A 14,312-nucleotide genomic window follows, 5' to 3' on the forward strand; every position below is an offset into this window, starting at 1 on the left:
TCATCGAATAGTCGATGATTCCTTTTGTCGGGCTGAACGTTGTGTATCCGCGCCCGTATTTCGTGTAGTCGAGCGTGCGGAAATTGCGCTGAGTTTGCGCAATATTGAAGTGCTCCTTCAGCGAATAGTGGAATCCCATGACGCAAATCCTTCTGGGTACGAGAAACTAGGTACGCAACAAGGTTAGGTTAACCTTAATCTCTGGGGTCGGGGATAAGTCGAAAATGAGGCACGTGGTCTCCAAAAGTTCTCACCCCACGGGTGGGAACGAGGTGAATTTCAATTGGGACGACATTCGAATCTTTCTAACGCTCGCGCGGCTTGGCAGCATTCGCGCCGTTGCTGCCGCGACCGGGCACTCCGCGAAGGCGCTCCGCAGCCGAATCATGGACCTCGAAGCGCAGACCGGCGCGGTCCTGTTTCACCGCTCGGCCGCCGGCGTGTCGCTGACCAAGACCGGTGAGCGCCTGATTGCTGCGGCGGAGGAAATCCAGAAGCAGGCCAAGGTCTTCGGCGCGCTCTCGATGCGGGGCAGGCGGGACCTGAAGCCGACGGCGCGTGTCGGTATCACCGAGGGCCTCGGCGCCTTCTGGCTGACGCCGATGTTCGGCAATCTGCGTCGGGCCCATCCAGACATCCAGTTCGACATGAAATGCTCGATGACGGCGCCGAACATCTCGGATCTGGAGGTCGACCTGGCGATCCAGCTGGACAAGCCGACCGATCCCAATCTGATCGTCCGGCGTATCGGCTATCTCCACGTCGTTCTCTATGCCGCGCAGAGCTATGTCGACGAATACGGGGCGCCAGCCAGCAAGGCTGACGTTGCCGACTACCACTTTGTCGAGATCGAGGCTCCGCAGATCAGGAGCGAGAGGGTCGAGGAGGAAATGACCCGCGAGGACAAGCGCCGCTTCGTCAATATGCGGGTCAATATCAGCTCCGCCCAGTTCGTGGCGGCGCTGAGCGGCTGGGGCGTGACGGCCCTGCCGACCTATGCGCCCATCGTCTCGAGCGGGCTCGTCCATGTCGCCAAGGACTTCGTCCTCCGGCGGGACATCTGGCTGGCCTACCACCCGCAGGCGGCCGAGCTGCGCCACATCAGGCAGACGATAGACTGGGTCGTGCAGTCCTTCGACGCCTCGTTATATCCCTGGTTCCGCGAGGAATTCGTCAGTCCCACCGAGATAGAACACTACATGGAGCGCAAAAAAATGATGAGTTTCTTCACTCCGGGAGCCGTGGCGAGGCTGGCATCATAGATTTATCCGGGTTGCCTCGCTAAGTTCCGCCGCTGTTTGCGTTCGAGGCGGGCTTATGACGAAGGCTAAGGACAAGGCCAAGGCTGAAGCGCTGACGATCCTGGCGAAGGATATTCCGAAACTGGCGGCGGCAGCGAATATCCTCGGAAGCCCCTTGCTCTGCAGCATTCTGGAGCATGCCCAAAAAGAGGTCGAGATCGAGCTCGCGAAGCTGGAGCGCGCGCAGACTTCGCTGGGCGCCGGCGGGGTTCAAGGCCAGAGTTCGCACGACCGGTGACGGCCTGCGCGGCCATGGCGCTTTCGAGCGAAGTGGCCCCCGGTTCGCGTTCGAGCGCTCAGGCGTCCCTGTCGTCTTCCTCGGCCATTGCCTCGACCAGCTCGACGACGCGCCGCCTGACGCGGTCGCTCTTGATCCGCATCAGGGCCTTGGTCAGCTGCACGCCTTCGCTGGTCGTCAGGAAGTCGGAGACATAAGCGGTTGAGGCGGCGGCCGAGAAGCGGCCATCAGGCATATCGCCGGAGGGGGCGCCTTCGAAGAAGAAGGACACCTGTACGTCGAGCACCTTGGCGATTTGCTGCAGGCGGCTGGCGCTGATGCGGTTGGTGCCTTTTTCGTATTTCTGGATCTGCTGGAAGGTCAGGCCGAGCGCATCGCCGAGCCGCTCCTGGCTGACCTTCAAAAGCATCCTGCGCATGCGGACACGGCTTCCGACATGCTTGTCGATCGGATTTGGCGTCTTTCTTTCGACCGGCGCGCCGAGTGCGGAGTTCTGGACGTTCACGCGGCACCTCCCCCGAAAGTTAGCCCTACGCGACAGCTAGCACTCTGATGGCCAATGGGACAGCCTATAAGGTTGATAAAACTTGTTATTGTATAAAGTAGCTGCGTTCTCGCGCCGGGCTCAGCCGGGGATCGAGGCGTATGCGTCACCGAGGCTGATCCAGATCGTCTTCGTCTGGAGATACTGGGCCATCGCCTCCGTGCCCTTGTCGCGGGCGAGCGAGCCGGAGCGCTTATAGCCGCCGAACGGCGTCTTCAGGTCGCCCTCGGTGAAGCCGTTGACAGCGACGGTGCCGCAGGCCAAGCGCCGCGCCATGAACAGGGCTCGGTCGATATCCCTGGTGTAAACAGTCGCATGCAGCCCGTATTCGCTGCCATTGGCGATCGTGAGCGCATGCTCGATGCCATCGACCGGCATCACCCCGAGCACCGGCCCGAAAATCTCTTCCCGCGCGATCGTCATCCCCGGGACAAGATCGGCGAAGACCGTCGGTCCCAGGAAGCTGCCGGGTGCGTTGCTGTCGAAAGCCGCGCCCGAGAGTGCCGCCCGCGCACCCTCCCGGCTGCCGCTCTCGACATAGTCGAGCACGCGACGGCGATGCTCCCGCGTGATCAGCGGGCCGAGCTCGGTCGCCGGGTCGAGCGGCGCGCCGATGACGAGGGCCTTGGCGCGTTCGACGACACGATCGAGGAACTCCTCCTGCCGCGACCGGTCGACGATCTGGCGCATATTCGCCGAGCAGTTCTGGCCGCCATTCCAGAAAGCGGCCATGACGGCGTTGTCGATCATCTCGGGCGAGAGCTCGGCGTCGTCGAGGACGATGAAGGGGCTTTTGCCGCCCATTTCGAGCCCGATCGACTTCAGGTTGCTGTCGGCGGCATAGCGCAGGAACAGGCGCCCAACCTCGGTCGAACCGGTGAAGGAGACGGCGTCGATATCGCCATGGCGGCCGATCGCTTGGCCGGCGGTCTCGCCCAGGCCCGGCAGGATGTTGAGCACGCCGGCGGGTATCCCGGCCTCGGCAGCGAGTTCGGCCAGCCGCAGGATCGACATCGAGGTCTGCTCGGCCGGCTTGACGAGAACGGAGCAGCCGCTGGCCAAGGCCGGCGCCAGCTTCCAGGCGGCCATCAGCAGCGGGAAATTCCAGGGCAGCACCGCCGCCACGACGCCGATCGGCTCGCGCAGGATCATCGCGCAGGCCTGCTCGCCGGTCGGCGCGACCTTGCCGAAGCTCTTGTCGATCAGCTCGGCATACCATTGGAAGGTGTCGGGCACCTCGATTGCGATCTCTTTCAGGCAGTCTCTGATCGGCTTGCCGCTGTCGAGGCTTTCGAGCACGGCGAGCTCGGTGCTGTTGGCGCGGATCAGCTCGGCGAAGCGCAGCAGGACGGCCTTGCGCGCCTCCGGCGCGACGCGCGACCAGACGCCGCTCCTGAAGGCGCGCCGTGCGGCGGCGACGGCATGCTCGACATCCTCAGTCTGGCAATGGGCGACAGCCGCGAGAACCTGTCCCGTCGCCGGGTTGACGGTCTCGATCACCGCGCCCGACTTCGCCGCGACGAAGCTGCCATCGATGAAGGCTTTGCTCGGAAGCGGCAGCCTGTCGGCGATGGCTTGGTAGAAGGCCGGGCTTTCATGGATCATGGCGATCTCTGTGCGATGGGGCGGGAGCGAAAGCGTTTTCGAGCGGGGTGGGCCCCGGTTCGCGTGAAGAAAACGCGTTAAACAAAGGGCTGGGCGAGGCTGGGTCGGGTCAAAGCGGCGCGTGCGGGCGCGAATAGGAGCCCTTGACGAAGCGATCGAGCTGGAACGGCCGGATCGCCTCACCAGCCTGTTCGCCGGCGGCGAGCCGGGCGACATGGCGGCCGACGGCGGGGCCGAGGCCGAAGCCATGGCCCGAGAAGCCGGTCGCCACGATCAGGCCGGGAATCGACGGCGGCGCGTCGATGACGGGCAGCGCGTCCGGCAGCACATCGATCTGTCCGGCCCAGGATTTCACGATCCGGGCCAGGCCTGCGCCCTCGAACAAGCGCGCGAACAGCCCGGCCGTGTCGGCGGCTTTTTGCGCATTGGCCGGGATCCGCGGGCGGCGCGGCGTGACCAGGCGCTCATGCTCCGGCAGCGCGATGCGGGCATGGACATCGTCGATGAAGGGACGGCCGAGCCGCAGGGCGAAGCCTTTGCGGTGCCTGAGCAGTTCGGGCAGGAAATAGCCGGCGGCGCGCATCGAATCGAGCGTCACATCGATATCGGAGCTGGAATCGGCGGCGAGGATGCAGGAGCCGTCCGCCCTCTGGCGCAGGCCGAGCCCGAAGCCGCAGAAGCAGGGCGCGCTCAGCTCCACCATGGGCGCGGTCAGCGAGACCGTGCTGCGGACGATCTGCTGCGGCAAGGCGAGGCCGAGCGGTTTCAGGAAGCGATGCGCCTGCGCGCCCGCCGCGCAGACCACCGTCGTGCAGCCGATCAGCCCGTGCTCGGTCAGCACGCCGGTGACGCGCCCGCCCGCAGTCTCGATGGCAAGTGCGCCGCAATCCTCCAGGATGAGGGCGCCCTTGTCCTCGGCGGCGCGTGCAAGCGCCAGCGTCGCCAGGGCCGGCTCGGCCTGCCCATCGGATGCCGTGAAGAGCGCGCCGGGAACCTTGCTCGCCAGCGCCGGCAGCAAGTCGCTGGTCTCGTCGCGATTCAGCATTCGCGCATCCCTGGCGATATCCCGGGTCGCCGCCTGCCACTGCGCGAAGGTCTCGTACTCAGCCTCGTTTTCGGCCACGAAGACGCAGCCGCTGCGGCGCCAGCCGATCTCGCGGCCAAGCTCCCGTTCCAGCATCGGCCAGATCGAGAGCGCCTCGACCGCCAGCGGCAATTCGGCCGGGTCGCGATACTGTGTGCGCACAAAACCCCAGTTGCGGCCCGATTGCTGCGAGGCGATCTTGTCGCGCTCGACCAGCGCGACGCTCAGGCCCTTCAACGACAATTCATAGGCGCAGGACGCGCCGACGATGCCGCCGCCGATGACGACGGTATCGACCCGGCTGGGAAAGGCGCAGGGCCGTGGCCCGAGCCGCGCGATCACGTCATCGGGCACATGCGAATACAGACTAAGCGCCGGCATCGCTGACGGCGTCCATATCCATCTCGACGACAATCGCCGGGTCGAACAACCCGGCCTCGATCGTGGTGCAGGCCGGGTCGATGCCGCGGAAGGTCTCGGCGAAGACCGCCATCACGGTCTCGTAGTGTTCCGCACCGGCGATATACATCCGCACGCGCACGACGTCAGCGAGGCTCGCGCCGGCCTGGGCGAAGGCGGCCGCCGCATTGGTGAAAAGCTGCAGCGTCTGCTCTCGCGCGCCTGCCGGCAGCGTGCTCGTCGCATAGTCGTAGCCGGTCGTGCCCGAGAGCATGATATGCGGCCCGACCACGACCGCGCGGCTGTAGCTATAGGTCCGCTCGAATTCGCTGCCGGACGAGATCCGGCGGCGGCCACTTGGGGCGGTCTTCAAATCTTGGGCGGTCTTCAAATCGGGCATGGTCGCTATCGCCTATCCCTAAGGGTCGTATGGCCTCAGGGATCACGCCGGATGCCGGCCGTGTCGATTTCAATAATTGGAGGCGGGGGCCGAGGAATCTGGGGTCTGGCCCCGGTTTTTGCGCGGTCGGCTTCGATTAATTGTCATCGACAACGAGTGGGGGCGGTGACCTCCTTGCGGCACGGCGAGCCGGCTGGGTCGACAGGCCGCACCGCCGGAGAAGCAGGCCGCGCCACGAGAAAAGGTTGAGACACGAGATGCAGGCGGATGTCATCATCATCGGAGGAGGGATCGCCGGCGCGTCCGCCGCCTATTTCCTGTCCGGTCAAGGCTCGGTCGTCCTGATCGAGCGTGAGGCGCATTTCGGCTATCACAGCTCCGGCCGCACCGCGGCGCAGTTCACCGTCGGCATCGGCGCGGGCACGATGCGGCGCCTGGCCCAGGCGAGCCGCGCCTTCCTGGAAAGCCCGTCGCCCGGCTTCGCCGAGGAGCGCATCCTGACGCCGCGCGGTTGCCTGACCGTCGCCCGCGCCGGGCAGGAGCAATCCCTCTCGCGCCTGCACGACAATCTGGTCTCGGTCGGAGCCCGGGCGCAGCATCTCGACCGGGCCGGGGCGCTGGCCCTGTTTCCGGCCCTGGTCGCCGAACATGTCGATGCTGGCGTCTACGAGCCCGACGCGATGGATATCGACGTCAACACGCTGCTCCAGGGCTATCTGCGCGGCGCCAAGGCCAGGGGCGCGCAATTGCTCGCCGGCGCCAATATCGCCGCGATCGAGCGTAGGGGAGGCCAGTGGCTGGTTTCGCTCGACGGCCAGCAGATCCGCGCGCCCCTGCTGCTCAACGCGGCGGGCGCCTGGGTCGATCAGGTCGCAGGGCTCGCCGGGGTGGCGCCGCTCGGTGTCGTCCCGCATCGCCGCACGGCCTTCACCTTCGCCTCGCCCGCAGGGCTCGGCACGGCGGCATGGCCTCATGTCAGCAATGTCGACTATCGCTGGTATGTGAAGCCCGAGACCGGCTGCCTGATGGGCAGCCTCGCCGATGCGGTCGCGACCGAGCCGGGCGACGTCCATCCCGAGGATATCGACGTCGCACAGGCGATCCACAATATCGAGCAGGACACCAGCTTCAGGGTCGGGCGTCCGCTCAGCCAATGGGCGGGCCTGCGCAATTTCACCGCCGACAAGAACCCCGTCGCGGGGGCTCGGGCCGCCGACACCGAGGGCTTCTTCTGGCTCGCCGGGCAGGGCGGTTGCGGCATCCTGACCTCGCCGGCCATGGGGCAGGCGATCGCGGCGATCATGTTCGATCGGGATTTGCCGGAGGGGTTGCGCGCGCTCGGCTTGTCCAGCGCCGACCTGTCGCCGCAGCGGGAGACGCTGCGCCCAGCCGCTTGAAGCCGGGGCCTGCGCATCACTGTCGAGGCTGAACACAGCCCGTTCAACACCAGGGGATAAAGACCATGGCCAGCAGGAATTCGGACTTCGCAAGCCCGACGCGGCGGGGATTGATCGCGCTTGGCGCGGGAGTCGCACTCGGGCTCGGACGCGCCACATCGGGTTTCGCGCAGGCGCGTCCGCCCGCCAGCCCGCGCGGCCAGGTCGTCGCCGGCATCTCGCAGGAGCCGACCGTCTTCAACCCGCTGATGCCCGGCAGCGAGGTCGATCAGGGCGTCTGGTGGCAGGTCTTCAGCCCGCTCTGGTACATCGACCCCCAGGGCAAGCTGGTCGCCGATCTCGCCCGCGAGGTGCCGTCGCTCGAGAATGGCGGCCTGTCAGCCGACGGGCTGGTCTGGAAGGTCAAGCTGCGCAGCGACGCGAAATGGCATGACGGCACGCCGTTTACGGCCGAGGACGTCAAATACACGCTCGACCTGATCAACAATCCCGGCTTCCGGGTCCGCAACCGTGTCGGCCACGGCCTCGTCCGGGACATCCGCGTCGTCGCGCCCGACGAGATCCATTGGCGCATGGAAAGCGCCTATTCGCCCTATCTCTCGATCCTGGCGCTGACCTTCATCGTGCCCAGGCATATCCTTGAGAAGGCGAGCGATCCCAACACCGCGCCCTTCAACAGCGCGCCTGTCGGCACCGGCCCCTTCCGCTGGGGCGAGCGGGTGGCGGGCGACCATATCCTGCTGCAGGCGAACCCCGCCTATCATGGGCAGGGGCCGCATCTCGAACGCGTCGTCTTCAAATACATCCCCGATCTGACGATGCTCTACACGCAGTTCCGCACCGGGCAGGTCGATTATCTCGGGCTGTCCGGCATCTCGGCGCATTTCGTGAGGGAGGCGCAGGGCCTGCGCGGCCGCAAGGTCTCGCTCTCGCCCACGGCCTTCGTCGAGCATATCGCGCTCAATCTCGAATACGGCCCCTTCACCGAGAAGGCGGTGCGCGAGGCGCTCTATCTCGCGATGAACAAGCAGGCGCGCATCGACGCGCTCTATTACGGCCTGCCGGTGCCGACGGAATCCTTCCTGCCGCAGCAATCCTGGGCCTATGCCGACACGCTTCCGGTCCACCGTCACGACCCCGCCAAGGCGAATGCGCTGCTCGACGCAGCGGGCTGGGCGCGCGGCCCGGACGGCATCCGCGCCAAGGGCGGGGTCAGGCTCGAATTCACCAATTCGACCACCGTCGGCAATCCCGGTCGCGAACAGTCCCAGCAATTGCTGGCGCAGGATTGGCAGGCCGTCGGCGCGGCCATGCGCATCAGCAACATGCCCGCCGCGGTGATCTGGGGCGAGTTCTGGCAGAAGTCGAAATTCCAGTCGGTGATGGTCGGCTCGAACTTCATGCAGGGCAGCGACCCCGACGTGACGCCGCGCTTCAGCAGCACGGCCATTCCCGCCAAGGGCGGCAGCGGCCTCAACACCTGCCAGTACCAGAATACCGAGGTCGACACACTCCTGGCGCAGGGCGCGACGCAGTTCGACCAGGCGGCGCGCAAGGCCACCTATGGCCGCATCCAGCAGATCATCCGCGACGATCTCGCTCTGCTGCCGATCTACCAGACCGTGATGGCGGAGGGGCTCAAGGACGGTCTGCAGGGCTTCGCTGCCAACATCAACTGCTCGTCGAATTGCTGGAACATGCGGTCCTGGTACTGGGCCTCGTGATGTTCCGGGCGCACTGAGATGGGGCGTTATCTCCTGCAGCGCCTGGGGCAGTGCCTGCTGCTCCTGGCGCTGGTCTCGATGATCGGCTTCGCGATCCTGCATCTGGCGCCGGGCGGGCCCCTGTCGCAATTCGCGCTCTCCTCGCAGATGTCGCAGGAGGATCTCGACCGGATCACCCGTCAGCTCGGGCTCGACCGGCCGCTACTGGCGCAATATCTCGACTGGCTCTGGCGCATGCTGCGCGGCGATTGGGGTTTGTCCTTTCGCGACGGCGCTCCCGTCTCCGCCGTCATCGGTTCGCATCTGCGCGCGACCTTCGAGCTCATGGCCGTCTCGACCGTGATCGCGATCGGGCTCGGCTGCTGGATCGGCATCCTCGGCGCGATCAGGCGCTATTCCCTGTTCGACACGCTGGCGACGATCGGCGCCATGGTCGCGCTGTCGATCCCGACCTTCTGGTTCGGGCTGATCGCGATCTATCTGTTCTCGGTCCAGCTCGGCTGGCTGCCGGCCGGCAATCGCCAGACGATCGGGGACGGCTCGCCGCTCGATCTCCTGCACCATCTCATCGCGCCGGCCCTGGTGCTGGCGCTGGTCGAGACCGCGATCTGGGCGCGCTTCATGCGCTCGGCCATGCTGGAGGTGATCGGCCAGGATTATATCCGCACGGCGCGCGCCAAGGGCCTGCCGGAGCGCCAGGTGCTGCGCGGCCATGCGACGCGCAACGCGCTTTTGCCGATGATCACGTTGGCGGGGCTGCAGTTCCCGACTTTGCTCGGCGGCGCGCTGGTGACCGAGACCGTCTTCACCTGGCCGGGCATGGGCCGGCTCTTCCTCGATTCCATCGAGTACCGCGATTACCCGGTGGTGATGGGCATCCTGATGTTTTCCGCTGTCATGGTGCTGCTCGGCTCGCTCTTGGCCGACATGCTCTATGCCGTCGCCGACCCGCGTATTCGGATGGGCTGAATCATGGCAAATCTGCAAACGCTGCTCGACGACACCGCCCTAGTGCCGCCACCTGCCGAGAACGCCGCCTGGCGCCGCTTCCGCCGGCACAAGCTCGCCATGGCCGGGGCAGTGACGATCACCGTGCTGTTCCTGGGCTCCTTCTTCGGCCCCTATCTCCTGCCCTTCGACGACACCCGTATCGACGTGATGCATCGTTTCGCCTGGCCGCTCTCGGGCGCGCATTGGCTGGGCACCGATGAGCTCGGCCGCGACATCCTCGCGCGCCTGATGATGGGCGGGCGCATCTCACTCTCCATCGGCTTCATGGCGATGGTGATCGCCGTGGTCGTCGGCACCACGATCGGAACGGTCGCCGGATACTACGGCGGCATCATCGGTTCGCTCCTGATGCGCTTCGTCGACGCTGTGCTGTGCTTCCCGACGATCTTCCTGCTGCTGGCGCTGGCGGCGCTGGTCGAGCCCAGCCTGGTCTCGATGACGCTGCTCGTCGCCGCGACCGCCTGGATGAGCGTCGCCCGTATCGTCGAGGGCCAGATCCGCTCGCTGCGCGAGCAGGATTACGCGGTCGCGGCCAAGGCCATGGGCGCCTCCGATTGGCGTGTCATGGTCCGCTCGCTACTGCCCAATGCGATGGCGGCGATCGTGGTTGCGGCCACGCTCAACGTCGCCAAGGCGATCCTGCTCGAATCCTATGTCAGCTTCCTCGGCTATGGCATCCAGCCGCCGGTGGCGAGCTGGGGCAACATGCTCAACAACGCCCAGATCTACCTGACCAGCGCGCCCTGGCTCGCGATCCTGCCGGGGCTGGCGATCACGCTCGCCGTCACCAGTTTCAACTTCATCGGCGACGGCCTGCGCGATGCGCTCGACCCGCGCATGGACATCCGATGAGCGGGCTGGCCACTGCGACGCGTCGATGGCGAGACAAAAGCCGGCTCGTCATGCGATATTGCGGCGCCTGAAAGGCCGGAAACCGTCATGACACGCCGTCTGCCATCACTGAACGCCCTGCGCTGCTTCGAGGTCGTCGCGGCCCAGCTCAGCATCAAGAAGGCGGCCTTGTCCCTGCATGTCAGCGAAAGCGCGGTCAGCCGGCAGGTACGCATCCTGGAAGAGCAGCTCGGCACGCCGCTCTTCTTGCGCACCCATAACGGCCTCGAGATCACCGATGCCGGCCAGCGCCTCGCCATGGGCGTGAAAGAGGCCTTCGACCACATCGCCCGCGCCGTCGATCCCTTCCAGAGCGATCGCGACGCGGTGACGATCAAGGTGCTGCCGACCTTTGCCCTGCGCTGGCTCTTCCCGCGCCTGCGCGCCTTCCAGGCCCAACACCCGCTGATCAAGGTCAATGTCCAGACCCGCCTCAACGACATGACGCTGAACGACACCGACGCCGATCTCGGCATCCGCTACGGCATCGGCAACTGGCCCCAGGACTGCGCCACGGAGCTCTATCCGGAATGGATTCTGCCAGTCTGCGCGCCTGGCTATCTGTCGGGCAGCGATTGTCCCGATGGCGATCTCGACCGGGCGACGCTGCTGCACCCGCTGCCCGACAGGCAGGACTGGCTGACCTGGTCGGAGAAGGCCGGATACCCGCTCGACACGCGCAAGGGGCTGGATTTCGACGCCCTCGACATGGCCCTCAGCGCAGCCGAGGCGGGGCTTGGCGTCGCGATGACGGATGTCGTGCTCGCCCATGAGGCGCTCGAGGCCGGCCGGCTCGTCGCGCCCATGCGCAAGGCGGTGCCGACGGGGGCGTCCTATTATCTGGTCCGCCCGCCGGATATGCGCCGGCGGCGGCAGGTCAAGCTGCTCGACGAGTGGATCTGCGACGAGATCGGCGCGGCGCGCGACACCGTTCGCCTCTACACGCACTGAGCCTGGCGCCGCCCATGCCGGCCCGCCTGAGTTTTTCCGCTGCGGGGCTGCGATTATTGACATCGACAGTGCAGCTTCCTTCCGGTCTCTGTGACGCCGACGATGCCCGGGCGCGCCTGCCGCGCTCTCGGGCCATTTCATCATGCTGGATGGTCCGATGACCCCTATCGATCCCCAAATGGCGGCCAGGACGACGGCGCTGGAGACGGCGACGCTCGCGAACTGGCGGACCGCGCCCTTCTGCCAATGGAGCTTCCAGAACCTTGACGCGCTGGTGCCGACAGCGGCGATCAGCGAGCGCGGCCTGTCCGAGCCCGACGCCGGAAGCGCGCTCTTCGACGGGATCGAGGTCGACTATCCCGACGGCCAGCGGCTCACCTTGCGCGAGCACCTGACGCGCTCCAGCACTGACGCGCTCGTCGCCATGCGCGATGGCGAGGTCATCGCCGAATGGTATGCGCCGCATCTCGACCGCGACAGGCCGCACACCATCTTCTCGATCTCGAAATCGCTCACCGGCATGCTCGCCGGCATCGCGGTCGGCGAGGGCAAGCTCGATCCTGACGCGCCGGTCTCGCAGTATGTCGCCGCGCCCGCTGGTAGCGCCTATGCGAGCGCCACCGTGCGCGACCTTCTCGACATGACCGTCGCACTGGATTTCGAGGAGAGCTATCTCGACACCACCGGCCTGTTCGATCGCTATCGCCGCGCCATGCTGTGGAATCCGGCGCGTCCCGGCGAAACGCCGGAGACGCTGGAGCAGGTCTTGACCTCGCTTGACCGCAGCGCCGCCGAGCACGGCCAGGCCTTCTACTACGCCTCGCCTAATGCCGACATGCTCGGCCTGGTCATCGAGCGCGCCACCGGCACGCCCTATCACGCCTATCTGGCGCAGCGCCTGTGGCGGCCCATGGGCGCGAGCGGGGCGGCCTATGTCACGGTCGATCGCGCCGGCACGGCCCGCGCCAGTGGCGGCATCTGCGCGACGGCGCGCGATCTGGCGCGGTTCGGCCAGCTCGTCCTCGATGGCGGGCGCGCCCGCGACGGCAGGCAGGTCGTTCCCGCCGAATGGGTCGCCGACATGCGCACTAAGGGCAATCGCCGGGCCTGGGAGACGGGCAATTTCTGGGACATGTTCCTGGACGGGCGCTATCGCTCCTGCTGGTACCTCACCGGCAATCCGCGCGGCGCCTTCTGCGGCGTCGGTATCCATGGGCAATGGCTCTGGGTCGACCCTGAAAGCCGCCTGGTCCTGGTCAGGTTCTGCTCGCGCCCGGAGCCGAGCGAGGACGCCTTGTCCGAGCGCGAGATCGGGGTTCTGAACCGGGTCGGCGAGGCGCTGCAGCGGCTCGTCTAGGGGCTGCTGCTTATGCAGGGAAACACGCCACCCGGATATCAGGCATAGCCAATATCTATTTGCCAGAGGCCGGGCGCTCGCCAACTATCCTTGGCCGGACGGTGACCTAACCTGTCCGGCGAGCGGTGCCCCGCCGAAACGCTTATCCGAGAGCAGATTGCCATGCCTGTGCCGAGCGACGCCCGCATCGACATCGAACGTTTCTGGACGACGATCGAGCGCTCCGCTGAGATCGGCCCGGGCCGCCCGGGCGGCCTGTCGCGCCTGGCGGCGTCGGATTCCGACAAGGAGGTGCGCGACCAGTTCGTCGCCTGGTGCCGCGAGGCCGGCTTGAGCGTCCGCGTCGATGGCATCGGCAACATCTTCGCCCGCCGGAGCGGAACCGAGGACAGCCTGCCGCCGGTGGTGATGGGCAGCCATCTCGACACCCAGTTCAATGGCGGCCGCTTCGACGGCATCGCCGGCGTGCTGGCGGGGCTGGAGGTCTGCCGCACGCTGGATGCGCTGGGCAAGCGCACGCGCCGGCCGATCGAGGTGGTCAACTGGACCAATGAGGAGGGCGCGCGCTTCTCGCCGCCCATGGTCGGCTCCGGCGCCTTCACCGGCGCCTATGCGCTGGACTGGGCGCGCGGGCGCACGGACGAGGACGGCAAGACGATCGGCGCGGAGCTTAAGCGCATCGGCTATCTCGGCGAGATGGAGGACAAGCCCCACGCCTTCGACGCCTATTTCGAATTCCATATCGAGCAGGGTCCGATCCTCGATCGCAAGGGCATGCAGCTCGGCGTCGTCACCGGCGGCTTCCCCTCGACCGGCATGCTGGTCGAGTTCAAGGGTGAGACCGCCCATACCGGTCCCTGGCCGATGGAGCGGCGCAAGAATGCGCTGCTTGCCGGGGCGCGCTTCCTCGTTGCGGTCGACGATCTCGGCTGGGATCATGCCGGCAGCGGCGGCAAGGCCACCGCCGCGCGGCTCGTCGCCTGGCCCAACAAGCCGGGCATCCTCTCCGACTGGGCCCAGGCCGTCGGCGATGTCCGCCATCCCGACCCGGTGACCTCGGAGGTGATGGCCGAGCGCATGCGCCGCGCCGCTTTCGAGGCGGCCGCGAAGGCCGATTGCGGCGTCGAGATCCTCGATATCTGGAAATGGGGCGGGCGCATCTTCGCGCAGGAACTGATCGACCAGGTCCGCGCCTCGGCTGCAGCCCTCGGCTATCGCCACATGGATATTCTGAGCCAGGCCGGGCACGACGCCTATTACATCGCCCGCCATGCACCGACGACGATGATCTTCGCCCCCTGCCAGGGCGGCATCACCCACAATAATGGCGAGCTCTGCACGCGCGAGGATCTGGAGCCGGGGCTGAACGTGCTGCTGCAATGCGTTCTGGAGCGGGCGGACCGGTAGGCC

The 14,312-nt window shown here is 66.6% G+C and carries 13 protein-coding genes; 9 read left to right on the forward strand and 4 right to left on the reverse strand.

The features are described from left to right. The first annotated feature begins 224 nt into the window (after nucleotides 1-224). Both J2Y55_RS27645 and J2Y55_RS27650 read left to right on the forward strand, forming a co-directional pair. Complete coding sequence (locus tag J2Y55_RS27645) at nucleotides 225-1,262, forward strand: LysR family transcriptional regulator (RefSeq protein ID WP_310159785.1); 1,038 nt, start codon at nucleotides 225-227, stop codon at nucleotides 1,260-1,262. 55 nt (nucleotides 1,263-1,317) lie between these two features. Then, nucleotides 1,318-1,539, forward strand: a complete 222-nt coding sequence (locus J2Y55_RS27650; RefSeq protein WP_310159786.1) for a hypothetical protein — start codon at nucleotides 1,318-1,320, stop codon at nucleotides 1,537-1,539. Between the two features lie 58 nt (nucleotides 1,540-1,597). Here J2Y55_RS27650 and J2Y55_RS27655 read toward each other — a convergent pair whose 3' ends face one another. From J2Y55_RS27655 to J2Y55_RS27670, 4 genes are all read right to left on the reverse strand, one after another. After that, nucleotides 1,598-2,044 carry a helix-turn-helix domain-containing protein gene (locus J2Y55_RS27655; protein ID WP_310159787.1) on the reverse strand — a complete coding sequence of 149 codons (447 nt, stop codon included), beginning with the start codon at nucleotides 2,042-2,044 and terminating at the stop codon, nucleotides 1,598-1,600. 120 nt (nucleotides 2,045-2,164) lie between these two features. Then, the gene (locus J2Y55_RS27660) at nucleotides 2,165-3,688 is read right to left on the reverse strand and encodes an aldehyde dehydrogenase (protein WP_310159788.1); all 1,524 of its coding nucleotides are present in this window, start codon (nucleotides 3,686-3,688) and stop codon (nucleotides 2,165-2,167) included. A 109-nt stretch (nucleotides 3,689-3,797) separates the two neighbouring features. Then, nucleotides 3,798-5,153 carry an NAD(P)/FAD-dependent oxidoreductase gene (locus tag J2Y55_RS27665; RefSeq protein ID WP_310159789.1) on the reverse strand — a complete coding sequence of 452 codons (1,356 nt, stop codon included), beginning with the start codon at nucleotides 5,151-5,153 and terminating at the stop codon, nucleotides 3,798-3,800. After that, nucleotides 5,140-5,571 carry a Rid family hydrolase gene (locus J2Y55_RS27670; RefSeq protein WP_310159790.1) on the reverse strand — a complete coding sequence of 144 codons (432 nt, stop codon included), beginning with the start codon at nucleotides 5,569-5,571 and terminating at the stop codon, nucleotides 5,140-5,142. Before J2Y55_RS27670 ends, J2Y55_RS27665 begins: the two co-directional genes overlap by 14 nt. 257 nt (nucleotides 5,572-5,828) lie before the next feature. Between J2Y55_RS27670 and J2Y55_RS27675 the strand changes: the two genes are divergently transcribed. From J2Y55_RS27675 to J2Y55_RS27705, 7 genes are all read left to right on the forward strand, one after another. Beyond that, nucleotides 5,829-6,968, forward strand: a complete 1,140-nt coding sequence (locus tag J2Y55_RS27675; protein ID WP_310159791.1) for an NAD(P)/FAD-dependent oxidoreductase — start codon at nucleotides 5,829-5,831, stop codon at nucleotides 6,966-6,968. A gap of 65 nt (nucleotides 6,969-7,033) precedes the next feature. Beyond that, nucleotides 7,034-8,692 carry a peptide ABC transporter substrate-binding protein gene (locus J2Y55_RS27680; RefSeq protein ID WP_310159792.1) on the forward strand — a complete coding sequence of 553 codons (1,659 nt, stop codon included), beginning with the start codon at nucleotides 7,034-7,036 and terminating at the stop codon, nucleotides 8,690-8,692. Between the two features lie 18 nt (nucleotides 8,693-8,710). Continuing rightward, a complete protein-coding gene (locus tag J2Y55_RS27685; protein WP_310159793.1) occupies nucleotides 8,711-9,661 on the forward strand; it encodes an ABC transporter permease in 951 nt (316 codons plus the stop codon). A 3-nt stretch (nucleotides 9,662-9,664) separates the two neighbouring features. Then, nucleotides 9,665-10,555, forward strand: a complete 891-nt coding sequence (locus tag J2Y55_RS27690) for an ABC transporter permease (protein ID WP_310159794.1) — start codon at nucleotides 9,665-9,667, stop codon at nucleotides 10,553-10,555. Nucleotides 10,556-10,642: 87 nt separating this feature from the next. Continuing rightward, nucleotides 10,643-11,545, forward strand: coding sequence for a LysR substrate-binding domain-containing protein (locus tag J2Y55_RS27695; protein WP_310159796.1), 903 nt, complete (start codon nucleotides 10,643-10,645; stop codon nucleotides 11,543-11,545). Between the two features lie 157 nt (nucleotides 11,546-11,702). Beyond that, complete coding sequence (locus tag J2Y55_RS27700; RefSeq protein ID WP_310159798.1) at nucleotides 11,703-12,902, forward strand: serine hydrolase domain-containing protein; 1,200 nt, start codon at nucleotides 11,703-11,705, stop codon at nucleotides 12,900-12,902. A 162-nt stretch (nucleotides 12,903-13,064) separates the two neighbouring features. After that, complete coding sequence (locus J2Y55_RS27705) at nucleotides 13,065-14,309, forward strand: Zn-dependent hydrolase (RefSeq protein ID WP_310159800.1); 1,245 nt, start codon at nucleotides 13,065-13,067, stop codon at nucleotides 14,307-14,309. Nucleotides 14,310-14,312 lie beyond the last annotated feature (3 nt).

The organism is Allobosea sp. BE125 (genome assembly GCF_031456075.1).
Taxonomy (GTDB): domain Bacteria; phylum Pseudomonadota; class Alphaproteobacteria; order Rhizobiales; family Beijerinckiaceae; genus Allobosea.

Coding starts and splice junctions, on each gene's coding strand:
- J2Y55_RS27645 (WP_310159785.1), top strand. CDS start 225: ATGAGGCACGTGGTCTCCAAAAGTTCTCACCCCACGGGTGGGAACGAG.
- J2Y55_RS27695 (WP_310159796.1), top strand. CDS start 10,643: ATGACACGCCGTCTGCCATCACTGAACGCCCTGCGCTGCTTCGAGGTC.
- J2Y55_RS27660 (WP_310159788.1), bottom strand. CDS start 3,688: ATGATCCATGAAAGCCCGGCCTTCTACCAAGCCATCGCCGACAGGCTG.
- J2Y55_RS27675 (WP_310159791.1), top strand. CDS start 5,829: ATGCAGGCGGATGTCATCATCATCGGAGGAGGGATCGCCGGCGCGTCC.
- J2Y55_RS27690 (WP_310159794.1), top strand. CDS start 9,665: ATGGCAAATCTGCAAACGCTGCTCGACGACACCGCCCTAGTGCCGCCA.
- J2Y55_RS27665 (WP_310159789.1), bottom strand. CDS start 5,153: ATGCCGGCGCTTAGTCTGTATTCGCATGTGCCCGATGACGTGATCGCG.
- J2Y55_RS27680 (WP_310159792.1), top strand. CDS start 7,034: ATGGCCAGCAGGAATTCGGACTTCGCAAGCCCGACGCGGCGGGGATTG.
- J2Y55_RS27700 (WP_310159798.1), top strand. CDS start 11,703: ATGACCCCTATCGATCCCCAAATGGCGGCCAGGACGACGGCGCTGGAG.
- J2Y55_RS27670 (WP_310159790.1), bottom strand. CDS start 5,571: ATGCCCGATTTGAAGACCGCCCAAGATTTGAAGACCGCCCCAAGTGGC.
- J2Y55_RS27650 (WP_310159786.1), top strand. CDS start 1,318: ATGACGAAGGCTAAGGACAAGGCCAAGGCTGAAGCGCTGACGATCCTG.
- J2Y55_RS27705 (WP_310159800.1), top strand. CDS start 13,065: ATGCCTGTGCCGAGCGACGCCCGCATCGACATCGAACGTTTCTGGACG.
- J2Y55_RS27685 (WP_310159793.1), top strand. CDS start 8,711: ATGGGGCGTTATCTCCTGCAGCGCCTGGGGCAGTGCCTGCTGCTCCTG.